Annotated in this window: 13 protein-coding genes; 5 read left to right on the forward strand and 8 right to left on the reverse strand. The window is 62.5% G+C overall.

Annotated elements, in window-relative coordinates; all coding sequences use genetic code 11:
• Positions 1-24 precede the first annotated feature (24 nt).
• Positions 25-612, reverse strand: coding sequence for a TetR/AcrR family transcriptional regulator (locus AB8A23_RS18860; protein WP_093758335.1), 588 nt, complete (start codon positions 610-612; stop codon positions 25-27).
• 199 nt (positions 613-811) lie between these two features.
• On the opposite strand from AB8A23_RS18860, the gene AB8A23_RS18865 reads away from it, so the two are divergent.
• From AB8A23_RS18865 to AB8A23_RS18880, 4 genes are all read left to right on the forward strand, one after another.
• The gene (locus AB8A23_RS18865; RefSeq protein ID WP_439058579.1) at positions 812-2,020 is read left to right on the forward strand and encodes an efflux RND transporter periplasmic adaptor subunit; all 1,209 of its coding nucleotides are present in this window, start codon (positions 812-814) and stop codon (positions 2,018-2,020) included.
• A gap of 126 nt (positions 2,021-2,146) precedes the next feature.
• Positions 2,147-5,377 carry an efflux RND transporter permease subunit gene (locus AB8A23_RS18870; RefSeq protein WP_439058578.1) on the forward strand — a complete coding sequence of 1,077 codons (3,231 nt, stop codon included), beginning with the start codon at positions 2,147-2,149 and terminating at the stop codon, positions 5,375-5,377.
• A 194-nt stretch (positions 5,378-5,571) separates the two neighbouring features.
• Positions 5,572-6,279 (forward strand): GrlR family regulatory protein, encoded by a 708-nt coding sequence (locus AB8A23_RS18875; RefSeq protein ID WP_093759064.1) that lies wholly within the window; start codon positions 5,572-5,574, stop codon positions 6,277-6,279.
• Positions 6,280-6,360: 81 nt separating this feature from the next.
• Positions 6,361-7,212 carry a tetratricopeptide repeat protein gene (locus AB8A23_RS18880; RefSeq protein WP_439058577.1) on the forward strand — a complete coding sequence of 284 codons (852 nt, stop codon included), beginning with the start codon at positions 6,361-6,363 and terminating at the stop codon, positions 7,210-7,212.
• 5 nt (positions 7,213-7,217) lie between these two features.
• Here the strand turns inward: AB8A23_RS18880 and AB8A23_RS18885 are convergent, their stop codons facing one another.
• Complete coding sequence (locus tag AB8A23_RS18885) at positions 7,218-7,679, reverse strand: ClpXP protease specificity-enhancing factor SspB (protein WP_439058576.1); 462 nt, start codon at positions 7,677-7,679, stop codon at positions 7,218-7,220.
• Between the two features lie 143 nt (positions 7,680-7,822).
• Between AB8A23_RS18885 and AB8A23_RS18890 the strand changes: the two genes are divergently transcribed.
• Positions 7,823-8,104, forward strand: coding sequence for a hypothetical protein (locus AB8A23_RS18890; RefSeq protein ID WP_089263998.1), 282 nt, complete (start codon positions 7,823-7,825; stop codon positions 8,102-8,104).
• Between the two features lie 17 nt (positions 8,105-8,121).
• Here AB8A23_RS18890 and AB8A23_RS18895 read toward each other — a convergent pair whose 3' ends face one another.
• From AB8A23_RS18895 to AB8A23_RS18920, 6 genes are all read right to left on the reverse strand, one after another.
• Positions 8,122-8,739 carry a lysostaphin resistance A-like protein gene (locus tag AB8A23_RS18895; RefSeq protein ID WP_439058575.1) on the reverse strand — a complete coding sequence of 206 codons (618 nt, stop codon included), beginning with the start codon at positions 8,737-8,739 and terminating at the stop codon, positions 8,122-8,124.
• 162 nt (positions 8,740-8,901) lie between these two features.
• On the reverse strand, positions 8,902-9,930 hold the full coding sequence (locus AB8A23_RS18900; RefSeq protein WP_439058574.1) for a Bug family tripartite tricarboxylate transporter substrate binding protein: 1,029 nt from the start codon (positions 9,928-9,930) through the stop codon (positions 8,902-8,904).
• Complete coding sequence (locus AB8A23_RS18905) at positions 9,923-11,062, reverse strand: mandelate racemase/muconate lactonizing enzyme family protein (protein WP_439058573.1); 1,140 nt, start codon at positions 11,060-11,062, stop codon at positions 9,923-9,925. The genes AB8A23_RS18900 and AB8A23_RS18905 overlap by 8 nt, the downstream gene beginning before the upstream one ends.
• A 7-nt stretch (positions 11,063-11,069) precedes the next feature.
• On the reverse strand, positions 11,070-12,023 hold the full coding sequence (locus AB8A23_RS18910) for a hydroxyacid dehydrogenase (RefSeq protein ID WP_439058572.1): 954 nt from the start codon (positions 12,021-12,023) through the stop codon (positions 11,070-11,072).
• Between the two features lies 1 nt (position 12,024).
• Positions 12,025-12,930 (reverse strand): fumarylacetoacetate hydrolase family protein, encoded by a 906-nt coding sequence (locus tag AB8A23_RS18915; RefSeq protein WP_120292425.1) that lies wholly within the window; start codon positions 12,928-12,930, stop codon positions 12,025-12,027.
• A gap of 16 nt (positions 12,931-12,946) precedes the next feature.
• Positions 12,947-14,086 carry a mandelate racemase/muconate lactonizing enzyme family protein gene (locus tag AB8A23_RS18920; RefSeq protein ID WP_439058571.1) on the reverse strand — a complete coding sequence of 380 codons (1,140 nt, stop codon included), beginning with the start codon at positions 14,084-14,086 and terminating at the stop codon, positions 12,947-12,949.
• Between the last annotated feature and the right edge of the window lie 56 nt (positions 14,087-14,142).

The following is a 14,142-nucleotide window of genomic DNA, read 5'->3' on the forward strand; positions in this document are numbered from 1 at the left end:
CAGCATAAAATGCAGGCGGACGGCTCAGACCGGAGGCCAGCTGCGCATGGCCATGTCGGCGAGTTTTCGCAATTGCTCGCGCGGTGCGCCGCCTGCGGCTTGCACGGCCATGCCCTGCAAGATGGCAGACACGTAGCGCGCGAGATCGCCGGCATCCGCATCGGCTGGCAGATCGCCTTCGGCGATCGCGCGTGTAAAACGGAGGCGCAGATCGCCTTCGCTCTTCGAGCGGCGCGCCATCAGTTCCTGCTTGATCGTTTCCGCGGCATCACCACAGCAGAGGGCGCCCTGGACCGCGAGACAACCGGGATTTCTGGGATCAGTCACCGCCTCAACGGATTCGTAGAGGATATGTTCGACCGCTTCGCGGGCCGTGGCCTTCTCCAGGCCGGTGCGGAAATAGCCGCCGGGGCCATCGACGTAGCGATCCAGCGCCTTGCGGAACAGATCTTCCTTGTTGCCAAACGCTGCATAGAGACTGGGCTTGGTGATGCCCATGGCTTCGGTGAGGTCGGCCATCGACGCGCCTTCGTAACCCTTGCGCCAGAACACATGCAGCGCGAGGTCGAGGGCCGTGTCGGTATCGAATTCACGAGGACGTCCCAGTGCCACGACGGGCCCTCCAAAGTTTTCTACCGTTCAGTAGATAAGTCTCTTGACAGTGGATGTCGATAGTCCATCTATACCGGACGTTACGAATGTGTGCGTTGCAGCGAGATGCCCGGCGGGACCGGCCAGACGCGGAATGTACAGCTTAGCTACTGAAATGACAGGGCTTTACAAGGCCCACGCAGATTAAATGGGGTTCACAATGGCACACAATCTCCCTCGCAAGATCGCTTTTGGCGCCGGAATCGCGTTGGTGGCGGTCGCCGTTGGTGGCGGCGCGGCGCTGATGAATCTGTCCAGCGTAGCGGCTCAAGCCGAGTCCGGCGCGGTTGTTCCCGCTGCTGTTCAGGCTTCGGTTGCCCTGGTGGAAGCCAAGGCCACGGCGCCTTCGGACGAGTTCTCGGGCCGCCTTGAGGCCATCGAGCGCGTGGAGATTCGCTCCCGCGTCGCAGGCGCCGTCCAGGAGATCCACTTTCGCGAAGGCGCGCTGGTCAAGAAGGACGACCTTCTGGTGCTGATCGATCCGGCGCTCTACGCCGCCGACGTCGATCGTGCCCAGGGACAAGTGTCCGCGTCGCGGGCGCGCCTGATCCTCACCAAGGCCGATTTCGACCGCGGTCAGCAACTGACCAGCTCCAGCATCACCCAGCGCGACCTCGACAATCGTGTCAATGCGTATCGTGAGGCTGAAGCCAACCTTAAGGCTGCAGAAGCCGCGCTCAAGACCGCCGAGCTCAATCTCAGCTACACTGAAGTGCGCGCGCCGGTCGCGGGCCGGGTCGGCAAGGTGGAGATCACCGTCGGCAACCTGATTTCGGCCGGCCCGTCCGCGCCGCTGCTGACGACGCTGGTCTCGGTCAATCCCATCTATGCAAGCTTCAATGCCGACGAACAGGTGGTATCGCGCGCGCTGAAGACGCTGGCAGACGAGAAGACGCCGGGCGATATCGACCGCATCCCGGTTCACATGACCACCGTCACTGATAGCGCACCGGTGAAGGGCCGCATGCAGTTCATCGATAATCAGGTCGATCCGCGCAGCGGCACGGTGCGGGTGCGTGCGATGTTCGACAATGCCGATGGGCGCTTGATGCCCGGCCAGTTCGCGCGGCTCACAATGGGCCAGCCGAAGGCAGAACAGACGCTGCTGATTAGCGAGCGGGCAGTTGGCACCGACCAGAACAAGAAGTTCGTCATGGTGGTCGATGCCAAGGACAAGGCGCAATATCGCGAAGTGATCCTGGGACCCTCGGTTGATGGCATGCGCGTGATCCTCAATGGCCTCAAAGCCGGTGAACGGATCGTCGTCAACGGACTTCAGCGCGTGCGGCCGGGTGTGACCATCAAGCCGGAGATGGTGGCGATGAACGCCGCGTCTCTCGTCTCGATCAAGGCCGTCGCGCAGAACTGATAACGACCGCCCTGTCCGCAGGCGGGCAGGGCGCTCTTCCTAATACACAGCACGTCATCGAGGTCGAGCGATCGGTCGCGCGGGGCCATTGTACCCCGCAGGTCTGGATCATCACGGAATAGCGCCATGAACTTTTCAAAATTCTTTATTGATCGTCCGATCTTTGCCGGCGTGTTGTCGACGGTGATTTTTCTCGCCGGCCTGTTGTCGATGCCGGTGCTGCCGATCTCCGAATATCCGGAAGTCGCGCCGCCGACCGTGGTGGTGACAGCGAATTATCCCGGAGCCAATCCAAAGGTGATTGCGGAAACGGTCTCGACGCCGATCGAAGAGCAGATCAATGGCGTCGAGAACATGCTTTATATGAGCAGCCAGGCGACCACCGACGGCAGGATGACGCTCAACGTCACCTTCCGCCTTGGCACCGATCCCGACAAGGCGCAGCAACTGGTGCAGAACCGCGTCTCGCAGGCCGAGCCGCGCTTGCCGGCGGAAGTGCGCGCGCTGGGCGTGACGACGATCAAGAGCGCGCCAGACCTCACCATGGTCGTACATCTGCTGTCGCCGAATGACCGCTATGACATGACCTATCTGCGCAACTACGCGGTGCTCAACGTGAAGGACCGCCTCGCGCGCATCGAAGGCGTCGGTCAGGTGCAGCTGTTCGGCTCGGGCGACTACTCCATGCGCGTCTGGCTCGATCCGCAGAAGGTCGCCGAGCGCGGCCTGTCGCCGGGCGATGTCGTGCGCGAGATCCGCGCGCAGAACGTGCAGGCAGCAGCGGGGCAGGTGGGCGGTTCGCCCAATGAGCCGGGCCTCGACCTGCAGCTCTCCATCAATGCGCAGGGGCGCCTGCAGACCGAAGAGGAATTCGGCGAGATCATCGTCAAGAACGGCGACAATGGCGAGGTGACGCGGCTGCGCGACATCGCCCGTATCGAACTCGGCGCCGCCGACTATGCACTGCGCTCGCTGCTGAACAACAAGTCCGCAGTGGCGGTTCCGATCTTCCAGTCGCCCGGCTCGAACGCGATTCAGATTTCCGACAACGTGCGCAAGACGATGAAGGAGCTGAAGGAAAACATGCCGGACGGTGTCACCTACGACATCGTCTACGACCCCACGCAATTCGTTCGCGCCTCGATCGAGGCGGTGATCCATACGCTGCTCGAGGCCATCGCACTGGTGGTGCTCGTCGTCATCCTGTTCCTGCAGACATGGCGAGCCTCGATCATCCCGCTGATCGCCGTGCCGGTATCGGTGGTCGGCACCTTCGCCGTGATGCATGTGTTCGGCTTTTCGGTGAATGCGCTGACACTGTTCGGCCTCGTGCTGGCCATCGGCATCGTCGTCGACGACGCCATCGTCGTGGTCGAGAATGTTGAGCGCAATATCGAGCGCGGACTCGATCCGAAGAGCGCGGCCTATCAGGCCATGCGCGAAGTGACCGGCCCGATCATCGCGATCGCGCTGGTGCTGGTCGCCGTGTTCGTACCACTGGCCTTTATCACCGGCCTGACCGGGCAGTTCTACAAGCAGTTCGCGCTGACGGTGGCGATCTCGACTGTGATCTCCGCCTTCAATTCGCTGACACTGTCGCCAGCACTCGCTGCGCTGCTTCTGAAGGGCCATGACGCGCCGAAGGATGCGTTGACGCGCTTCATGGACAAGACGCTCGGCTGGTTTTTCGTCCGCTTCAACCGCTTCTTTGCCAGAAGCTCCGACGCTTATAGCGGCGGCGTGAAGCGCGTCGTCTCGCGCCGCGCGGCGGTGATGGGAATCTACGTTCTGCTGATTGGCGTCACCGGTTATCTGTTCCACGCAGTCCCGGGCGGTTTCGTCCCCGGTCAGGACAAGCAGTATCTGGTCGGGTTTGCGCAGCTCCCCGACGGCGCTACGCTGGATCGTACCGAAGAGGTGATCCGTCGCATGGGCGAGATTGCGCAGAAGGAGCCCGGCGTCGAGAATTCGATCCAGTTTCCGGGCCTGTCGATCAACGGCTTCACCAACTCGTCCAACTCCGGCATCGTCTTCATCGGTCTGGATGCGTTTGACAAACGCAAGGATCCGAGCTTGAGCGGAAATGCCATTGCGTTGTCGCTGAACAAGAAGTTTGCCGGAATTCAGGACGCCTTTATTGCCATGTTCCCGCCGCCGCCTGTATCGGGTCTTGGCACGATCGGTGGCTTCAAGCTGCAGATCGAGGATCGCGCCGGTCTCGGCTATGAGGCGCTGAACGACGCCACCAAGGCTTTTATCGGCAAGGCAATGCAGCAGAAGGAGCTGGCCGGTCTGTTCTCAAGCTATCAGATCAATGTGCCGCAGCTCTATGCGGATGTCGATCGCACCAAAGCGCGGCAGCTCAACGTGCCGGTTACCTCGGTGTTCGACACGATGCAGATCTATCTCGGCTCGCTCTATGTGAACGACTTCAACAAATTCGGTCGCACCTATTCGGTGCGCGTCCAGGCTGACGCCAAATTCCGGGCGCGGGCCGACGATATTGGCCAGTTGAAAGTTCGCTCCGACAGCAACGAGATGATCCCGCTCTCGACGCTGCTGCGCGTTAAGGAGAGTGCAGGGCCGGAGCGCGCCATGCGCTACAACGGTTTCCTGTCGGCCGACATCAACGGCGGCGCGGCGCCCGGCTATTCCACCGGCCAGGCGCAGGACGCCGTGGCGCGTGTCGCCAAGGAGACGCTGCCCAAGGGCATCGACTTCGAATGGACTGAACTGACCTATCAGGAAATCATCGCCGGCAATTCGTCGCTGATCGTGTTCCCGGTGGCGATGCTGCTGGTGTTCCTGGTGCTTGCCGCGCAATACGAAAGCCTGACACTGCCATTGTCGATCATCATGATTGTGCCGATGGGCTTGCTGGCGGCGATGTTCGGCGTCTGGTTGACCAAGGGCGACAACAACGTCTTCACCCAGATTGGTTTGATCGTGTTGGTGGGTCTGTCGGCGAAGAACGCCATCCTGATCGTGGAGTTTGCCCGCGAGCTGGAATTTTCCGGGCGGACACCGATCCAGGCCGCGATCGAGGCCAGCCGTCTGCGGCTGCGGCCGATCCTGATGACGTCGCTGGCCTTCATCATGGGCGTCGTGCCGCTGGTGACGTCCACTGGCGCAGGCTCGGAGATGCGTCATGCCATGGGGGTCGCGGTGTTCGCCGGCATGATTGGCGTCACGGCCTTTGGCATCTTCTTCACGCCGATGTTCTACGTGCTGCTGCGCGGCATGGCAGGCAACCGTCCGCTGACCCAGCATGGCGAAGCGACGGTCGATCAGGCGGCGCCGCTGGCACCGGGATCGCACGAAGCAGAATCGCGCCCGCATGCCACGTCGCATTCGTAACGCCCGGGATCGGGGAAGGAGACGCCTGATGAGGGCTGCTGGTCCACGGATGCGCCGTTTCGACCCATTCTAGGGCGAGGAATTGCGTAGCCTGCGTCCAAGGCTGTTGGAATCGCCCCCAATTGGCCGGGTGCGCTTTCCTCCACTGCACATCTTCCGCTACAATGCGAAAGGCGCTGCAGGGGAATGACGGGTTGCGGACGGGTTTCTACAAATGCGAATACCGGGTTGATGAGGCGGTCGGCCGCAGCGTGATGTTTGTCGAGCATGGCAGCATGCTCGGGGGCAATTCCGCTTTTGCCCATATCGGCAGCTATGAGCTCCGGGGTGACGAGGTGGTGGCGGAGATCGAGAGCCGCCGCCACATGAACGATCCCAACTATCCCTCGCTGCTCGGCCAGGATGTGGCGACCATCAGCGTCACCGGCCGGCCCTATGGTGACACCTATCGTTTTCAGGGTTCGTCGCCGCAAATGCCGGGTGCAAAATTCGAGTCGGTCATGACGACGATCGATGACGGCGAGATGCCTCCGGCCGGACCGATCGGTGCGGGTGGCATCGCCAACGGGCTGTATTCGATCCATCTGCGCACACTCGACGGCATCGATGGCGGGCTCAACGGCGTGATGCTGCTGCATGACGGCCGCATCCTCGGCGGAGACGCGTTCTTCTATTATCTCGGCGCCTATTCCTCCGCGGACGGACGCTGGAAGGGCGAGATGCTCAATCAGGAGCACACGCCGGCAAAGGGCGAGAACCCGGTCTTCGGCGGCCATGAAATCGGTATCGGCTTTTCCGGCACCTGCGACGAAACCGGCGCCGAACTGGAAGCCACGGCGCTGGCCGGCAAACGGAGCCTGCGGTTGCAGGCAGTGCTGAAGCTGATCCGCAAGGCCGTGTAAGTTCCAGGCTGGCGCACGGCTTGATGGGGTGCGCGCCTGTCCGTAATGTCACCGGCGAATGACACAGGTGGCGACAAATCCATGACCCAGCGTATCGGCGCGACCGCTCTGATCTGTTTGCTCGGCGTCGCCGCCGGACTGGCTGTGCTGTCCGCGCCAACACGCGCGCAGGCCCAGTCCGCCGATCTGGTTCTGTGCGATCGCCTCGCGGCCGATCCTGCCGATCCCGACAAGCCTGCCGATGTGAAGGGCGTGGCCGATATTGCCAAAGCCGATATTGCCACCGCCATCAAATTCTGCCGGACCGCGTCCGGCGGGTCGCGCCGTGCGATGTTCCAGCTCGGGCGTGCTTACGCGGCCAATGCGCAGGTAGCTGAGGCGCTCGCGGCATGGCGCAAGGCGGCTGACAAAGGCAGTACCTCCGCCATGGTCGAACTCGGCGTCGCCTATGGCAACGGAACCGGCGTCGCGCGCGACGAGGCGCAGGCGCGCAAACTGTTCGAGCGTGCGGCTGAAGCCGGCAATCCGCGCGGCGTAAGCAATCTTGCGGCACTATCCGGAGGCGCAGGCGCGGGTTCAGACCCGGTGCGTGCACGGCAATTGCTGGCGAAATCCGCGGAGACCAATGCCGAGGCGCAATATCAGCTCGGCATGATGCTGTCGGAAGGCATCGGCGGCGCGAAAGACGATGTTGCGGCACGCAGCCTGTTCGAGAAGGCGGCAGCACAGAACCATGCGGGAGCGTTGGAGCGCATGGGCGCGTTCGCGCAAAGCGGCCGCGGTGGTGCGTCGGATAAGGATGCCGCGAAGGCCTATTATGAGAAGGCTGCAGCGCTCGGCGACGACGATGCGAAGAAGGCGCTGGAACGCATCAAGTGCCCTTATGTGCTCAAGGACAAGCGCGGCAACGTGGTCAGCAATATGTGCTTCTGATCAGCCTAGCCTGACTGCGGTCTGTCGCAGGCGCGCGCCGGCGTACCCACGTCGAATTCGCGCTGGTCATTCACCGACGGATCAACGAAATAGGTGACGGCGTTGAACGGCACCGTGACGCGCGACTTGATCCCCTTGAACCACAGGTTGACGCTGAAGCGATCCGCGGTGACGTTCAGTCGTTCGAACTGGTGCTGCAGCACGAACGTCATCTCTTCGGGATATTTGGCGCGCTGGGCATCGGGCACGATGACGCCGTCGAACGAGGTCCTGAACGTGATCTCGTAATAGTGCCGGCCGCGCAGACCGCGTCTGGCGACGTCGGCGAGCGTGGATCTCACCTCGGCATATTGTGCGAGCGGGGCGGTGGTGCAGGGCTGTTGTGCTGCCGCGTGTGATGTGAGCGCGGCCAGCATCATCATGGCAACGGCGAGGGTGCGGCGGTCGCGAGGCAAGGATGGTGTCATGATCCTTTGTCGCGGCGGCAGCGGGCGGGTTCATGGGGCTGCGACAGCGATTTTCTGCCGCATGCGTCCGCAACCATTTGTTTGAAATTGGCCGCCTAAACTCCCGGCTCTGAGTCGCCTTTTGCGTTTCCCTGGAGCCGCCTGTGAACGAGAGCCTGATCGCTATCTGCCAGTTGTTTCTGGTGCCGCTGACCATTCTGTTTGCCGCGGTGGGGGTGGCCAATGCGCGCTTCGTCAAGCTGTTGGTGTGTTTGCTCGGCGTCGGTCTCGCCGGCCTCTGGCTCTATCGCATCTATCTCTGGACCGGCCTGTCGGTGATCGATCGCCGCACGGCCTACGGCCTCGCGGGAGCCTTTGCGCTATGCTGGGTGCTGACGCTGCTGCATCAGATCAAGAGCAGCTTCGGCGGCGGATACGATCGCTAGGCTCAGGCAAATCTGAATCAGGCCAGCCCGAGCGAGAAGGCCAGCGTGCCGATCGCGGCATGCGACAGGATCACCGGCCAGATGTTGCGCATCCGTAGATAGGCGAAACCCCAGACGATGCCGACCAGGAACGTGTTGAGCAGCAGCACGCTGTCGCCATAGGCGATGTGGATCAGCGAGAATACCGCCGAGGAATAGATCACATAGGTCCACGGCCTGACCTGCAGCCGATCGGTCATCAGTTTCGGTATAGACCGGCACACGACTTCCTGGCATGGGCTGGAGACTAGGACATAGAACGGCGCGAAGCTGAGCCAGACCGGCGGTTTGTGGTCGAAGGTCAGAAAGCGGGTCTGCGCCACCATGATTGCCGCGATGCCTGCCGTGATCGCGGCACAGAACAGCCAGTGCCTGATGTCAGAGGGACGGCTGAGGCCAAGTTCCGCAACAGAAAAGCCAGCCAGCAGGCACAGCGCGATACACAGCACCGAGACCAGCAGCAATGCGGGAATGCGGTATTCGAACGGCAGAAACCCCCAGTGAATGGCGAGACTAGGCGCCAGCAGCAGCGCGGCAAATCCCGGCAGTGGAGCGATCAATCGCCATTGGAATCGTTGCTGTCGTAAAACCGTCATGATGTTCTATAGCTGAAATCATGCGGTGTTTTAATGGCAGAGCGGTCGCGCAAGCTGCTATGGACGAAAGCGTGATCGGCAACATGGCGAAACGCGTCGGCCGAAGCGGCGCATCTTGAACGTCGGTCAATGGCAACGCGGGCGGCGGATCACTGCAGTCGTCTATTCCGGTTTGATGCCTGCGTCCTTCACGACCCGGGCCCATTTCTGGATCTCGGTCTTGATCTGATCGGCGAATTGCGCGGGCGTGCCGCCAACGGGTTCGACGCCTTGGTCGATGAAGCGACGCCTGACGTCCTCTTGCTTGAGGATCGCATTCATTTCGGTATTGAGCTTGTGCACGATCTGGTCGGGCATGCCCGCTGGGCCGACGACGCCGAACCAGACATTGACCTCATAGCCGGGCACGCCGGCATCGGAGACGGTGGGAACGTCGGGCGCGAGTGTCGATCGCGTCTTGCTGCTCACTCCAAGGGCACGAAGCTTCCCGCCGTTCACCTGCGGCAGCACATTGGGCGTGTTGTCGAAGGCGACATCGATATGGCCGCCGAGCATGTCGTTCACCATCGGCGCGCTGCCCTTGTAGGGAACGTGCACGATGTCGATACCTGCGAGGCTCTTGAACAGTTCCATCGACAGATGGTTCGAGGAGCCGATGCCGGTCGAGCCGTAGGTCACCTTGCCGGGATTCTGACGTGCGTAATCGATCAGCTCCTTGATGGAGTTGATTGGCAGCGACGGTTTGACGACCAGCAGATTCGGCGTCTGCCCTGCAAAGACCAGCGGCGTGAAGTCCTTCACCGTGTCATAGGGCAGGTTCTTGTAGATGCTCGGATTGGAGCCGAACGGGAAGGCGACCCCGAGCAGCGTGTAGCCATCGGGCGCGGACTTGGCGACCGCTTCGGTGCCGATCAGCGTGCCGCCGCCCGGCCGGTTCTCGACCACGACAGGAACGCCGAAGGCGTCCTGCAGTTTCTGCGCAAAGATCCGCCCGAGCGTGTCGTTGAAGCCGCCGGGCGGATAGGGGACGATGTATTTGATCGTCTTGCTGGGATAGGTCTCGCCCGTCGGCGGGGACGCCTGCGCATGGACGCAGGCTGTACCGGCCAGCAGAAGAATGAGCGCGCGGCAGGCGAAGTGAACGAGACGCGAGGCGCGCAGTACAACTTCAATCTGTCGCGGATCAGACATAACAGGGACCCTCGATCAGCGGATGTGCATTGATGAAGGCTTCGTCGATCTCGACGCCGAGGCCGGGGATCTCCGACGGAGCGACGCAGCCATTGGCGTCGAGTTTGTAGGGAATGCCACCAACTTCATCCCGGAACGGATTGTGCTTGGCGACGTCGCCTTCGAAATAGCCGGGGTCTTCGACAGCGGCGAGCACGTTGATGGTCGCCACCATGTTGATGCCGGTCGCCGAGGTGTGCGGATTGAAGGAGAGCTTCCACGCCTGGGTCATGCCGGCGATGCGCATGGACTCGGTGACTCCGCCGGTCTTCGACAGGTCAGGCTGCACGAAACTCACGGCGCGGTCCTCGATCAGGCGATTGAACTCGTAGCGCGTGAAGTGGTTCTCGCCGGCGGCGAGCGGCGTCGAGCCCATCGCGGCGGCGGCCTGATAGGAGCGATAGTCGAGTGCGGGGAACGGTTCCTCGAGCCAGCCGATCTGCAGATCGTCGTAGGCCGGCATCACGCGGCGCACATCGTCGAGCGTGTAGCCGGTATTGGCGTCGACGAGTATCTCGATGCTGTCGCCAACAGCCTTGCGCACGGCCGTGGCGCGGGCGACGTCATCGCGCGGATTATCGCCGACACGCAGCTTCACCGCGCGGTATCCTTTCGCGACGTAACCCTGCGCTTCCTCGGCGAGCGACTCCGGCGCCTGCCAGCCGAGCGAGATGCCGCCGGCATAGGCCTTGATCGGCTTCGACGCGCCGCCGAGCAGTCTGTAGAGCGGCCAGCCGGCTGCCTTGGCGCGGATATCCCACAGCGCGAGATCGAGACCGCTTAGCGCCATGGCCGCGGCATAGCCCATGCCATGGCTCGACAACTGCATCTGATAGACGCGGTGCCACACTCCGACGACATTCATCGCGTCCATCCCGATGACGAGTTCGGCGATAGTCGTGTCGATGAGTTTGGCGATCGCACCCGGGCAGCGGCCGTGATGCGCTTCGCCCCAGCCGGTGATGCCCTCGTCGGTCGTGACCTTCACCAGCACTGCGTCACGCTTGACAGCGCGGCCAATGCCGAGACGGACGTTTTGTCCCTGTGGGACGCGATAGGAAATCGGAACGGCTTTGATCGCACTAATCTTCATGGGAGCCTCACGCTGCCTTGTGATCGGGATTGACGAGATTGAGCGGTTGTTCGCCGCGCAGAATGCGCAGCATTTCTTCGGCAGCACCGACTGCCATGCCGCGGCTGCTGCTCGCGGTGATCGCTGCCGAATGCGGCGTCAGCAGCACGTTCGGACAATCGAACAGAGTGTCATCCGCAGGCAGGGGCTGGATGTCGAACACATCGAGCGCCGCGCCGCCGAGTTTGCTCGCCTTGAGCGCGGCGATCAGCGGGGCGTTCTCGACGACGGCGCCGCGCGAAACGTTGACCAGAACCGCATCGGGCTTCATCTGGCCGATGCGCGCGGCATTGACGAGGCCGCGCGTTTCATCGGTCAGTGAACAGCAGATCACGAGGGCATCGCTGCGCGCGAACAATTGATCCAGCGAGACTTCCTCGACATCGGCGGGAAGCGATCCCTTGCGCCGCGATGTGCCGATCACCTTCATGCCAAAACCTTGCCTGGCAATCTGCGCGACGCGGCGGCCGATCGTGCCGACGCCAAGAATGCCGAGTGTCGAGCCGTTCAGTTCAGTGAAGGTCTCGGCTGTCGCGCGCGACGCGCCCCAGCCTTTATCGCGTATCAGTCCGTTCATGAGATGGATCGGACGCCGCAGATGCAGCAGCGCCGACATCGCATATTCCGCGACTGCGCTCGTGTTGCTGCCGGGCAGGTTGGCGACGGCGACACCGTGCGCCGTGGCCGCATCGACGGGGATGAAATCGAGGCCGACGCCGTGACGGACCATGCCCTTCAGGTGCGGCGCGTGATCGACGATGTCGTCGGGCAGTTTTGCGCGTACGATGATGCCGTTGGCGTCTTTCGCCCATGCGCGCAGCGTGTCCGGCTTGGTATCGGGCGCCGTGATCAGCCGCGCATGCGGCGACAGGATCGCTTCGCCATCGGCATGCATCGGGTTAGTCAGGAGAACGGTGGGCATGTCAGGCATCGAAAGCCGGTCCTTCGGTAATGGGATTGGCGAGCTGGCCAAGTCGCTCGACACTGGCGGTCACGGTCGAGCCGGGTTTCAGCCAGGCTGGTGGCTTGTGCATGGCCGCGACGCCAGCCGGCGTTCCGGTCGCAATGACGTCGCCAGGCTCAAGCGGCCCGCGATGCGACAGCCAGGACACGAGGTCGGCAACGCCGAAGATCATGTCCTTGGTCGATCCCTTCTGCAGTACCTTGCCGTCGATGGTCAGCGACACCTGCAGCGCCTGCGGATCGGCGATCTCGTCAGATGAGGCGAGGAACGGTCCGAACGGGCCGAAACTCGAAATGTTCTTGCCGCGGTCGAAATGGCCGTCGGCCTTGATCATTTCGCTGGCGCTGATGTCATTGAAGCAACCATAGGCCGCGACGCATTCGAGTGCTTGTTCCTTCGAGACATTCACGGCGCGCTTGCCGATCACGGCGGCGAGTTCGGCCTCATAGGTGACGCCGCCGATCCCTGCGGGCAGGATGATCGACCGGCCGGCGGCAATGACCGTACGCGCAGCTTTCATGAACAGGACCGGTTCGGATGGCGGGACGATGCCACGTTCGGCAACCGCGTCGCGATAGTTGTGAGCGATCCCGAAGATGCGCCGCGGCGCGGGGAGCGGCGCCAGCAACGTCACTCGGTCCGCAGTCAACCGCGCGGCATCGGCCAGCCCGTGAGCCGTGATGATACTGACGACCTTGCCAAGACCTGCGTCGAGAAACGCCTGAATTTGTGGTGCTATGCCGTTGAGGCCCACCCGCATCGCCGGGTGAGCCAGATCGATGACAATATCAGTCGGACGCGTGGCGTCGCCCACAAGGACGCCGGCGCGCGTCAGGCCGGACTCGACGAAGGTGACAAACTTCATGCGTGCGTCCTCGTCATCACGCTACGCGATACTTGTCGATCACCGCGCGGTCGACCTCGACGCCGAGGCCTGCGCCGGTCGGGACAGCGATGACGCCGTTGACCTGCTGGATCGGTGTTTTCGCGAGATGGTCGCGGAACGGGTTTTCTTCCTGTTCAAATTCGAGCATCGGCGGCATCGGGAACAAGCTGGGCGGCTGGTTCGAGATTGAGGCGAGGAAGTGGATCGTGGCGGCGAGGCCGACCACCGAGCCCCAGGCATGCGGCACGCATTCGACGCCATGGGTGCTGGCGAGCGCTGCAATCTTCTTGCATTCGGTGATGCCGCCGGCGGCGCAGACGTCCGGCTGCACGATGTCCATCGCCTTGCGCACGATGGCGTCGCGAAATCCCCAGCGGGTGAATTCGTTCTCGCCGCCGGCGACCGCCATGTCGAGCGCGCGGGTGACTTCGATATAGCCGTCGATATCCTCCGGCGAAATCGGCTCCTCGAACCATTCGATATCGAGCTCTTCGAGCTTGCGGCCGAGCTTGATCGCTGCGGGCACCGTGAGGCAGTGATTGGCGTCGACCATCAGCTTGATGTCGGAGCCGATGGCTTCGCGCACGGCCTTGACGCGCTCATAGTCGCGCTTGATGGAGCCGAGGCCGATCTTCATCTTGATCGCCTTGAAGCCAGCCTTTTTGTAGCCCTCGGCCTCCTCGACGGCTTCGTCAACAAGGCGCTCCATGTCGGTGAAATAGAGGCCGGTTGCATAGCAATCGACTTCGGTGCGGAACGCGCCGCCGATCAGCTTGTGAACGGGCTTGTTGCAAGCCTTGCCGATAATGTCCCACAGCGCGATGTCGATGCCGCTGATGGCGGCGATCGACATGCCCTTTGGGCCGTAGTCCTTGATGCGATTATAGAGGTCTTCCCAGATCACCTCGACATCGAACGGATCGCGCCCGACGACGCGGGGCGCGAGCTGCGTATCGATGAAGGCCTTGGCGACGGCGGAGGGGCCATAGCATTCGCCCCAGCCGACGATTCCGTCATCGGTTTCGATCTCGACGAGGCAGGTGCCGCGCGTCTTGTAGAGCCATCCGCGCGATGACGTGAACGGACGCTGCACGGGAGCGGCAACAACGTGGCAGGTGATTTTCTTGATTTTCAAAGTGAGATCCTCGTCGGGTACTGGCAGATGAATGCAGCCGGCGGCGCAGCGCCGGC

The organism is Tardiphaga sp. 619_E2_N8_4, from assembly GCF_051810905.1.
In the GTDB taxonomy this organism is placed as follows: domain Bacteria; phylum Pseudomonadota; class Alphaproteobacteria; order Rhizobiales; family Xanthobacteraceae; genus Tardiphaga; species Tardiphaga robiniae.

Excerpts from the sequence above, each read along its gene's own strand:
- AB8A23_RS18900 (WP_439058574.1), bottom strand. The coding sequence starts at position 9,930 with ATGTCTGATCCGCGACAGATTGAAGTTGTACTGCGCGCCTCGCGTCTC.
- AB8A23_RS18915 (WP_120292425.1), bottom strand. The coding sequence starts at position 12,930 with ATGAAGTTTGTCACCTTCGTCGAGTCCGGCCTGACGCGCGCCGGCGTC.
- AB8A23_RS18870 (WP_439058578.1), top strand. The coding sequence starts at position 2,147 with ATGAACTTTTCAAAATTCTTTATTGATCGTCCGATCTTTGCCGGCGTG.
- AB8A23_RS18910 (WP_439058572.1), bottom strand. The coding sequence starts at position 12,023 with ATGCCCACCGTTCTCCTGACTAACCCGATGCATGCCGATGGCGAAGCG.
- AB8A23_RS18905 (WP_439058573.1), bottom strand. The coding sequence starts at position 11,062 with ATGAAGATTAGTGCGATCAAAGCCGTTCCGATTTCCTATCGCGTCCCA.
- AB8A23_RS18885 (WP_439058576.1), bottom strand. The coding sequence starts at position 7,679 with ATGACACCATCCTTGCCTCGCGACCGCCGCACCCTCGCCGTTGCCATG.
- AB8A23_RS18895 (WP_439058575.1), bottom strand. The coding sequence starts at position 8,739 with ATGACGGTTTTACGACAGCAACGATTCCAATGGCGATTGATCGCTCCA.
- AB8A23_RS18880 (WP_439058577.1), top strand. The coding sequence starts at position 6,361 with ATGACCCAGCGTATCGGCGCGACCGCTCTGATCTGTTTGCTCGGCGTC.
- AB8A23_RS18865 (WP_439058579.1), top strand. The coding sequence starts at position 812 with ATGGCACACAATCTCCCTCGCAAGATCGCTTTTGGCGCCGGAATCGCG.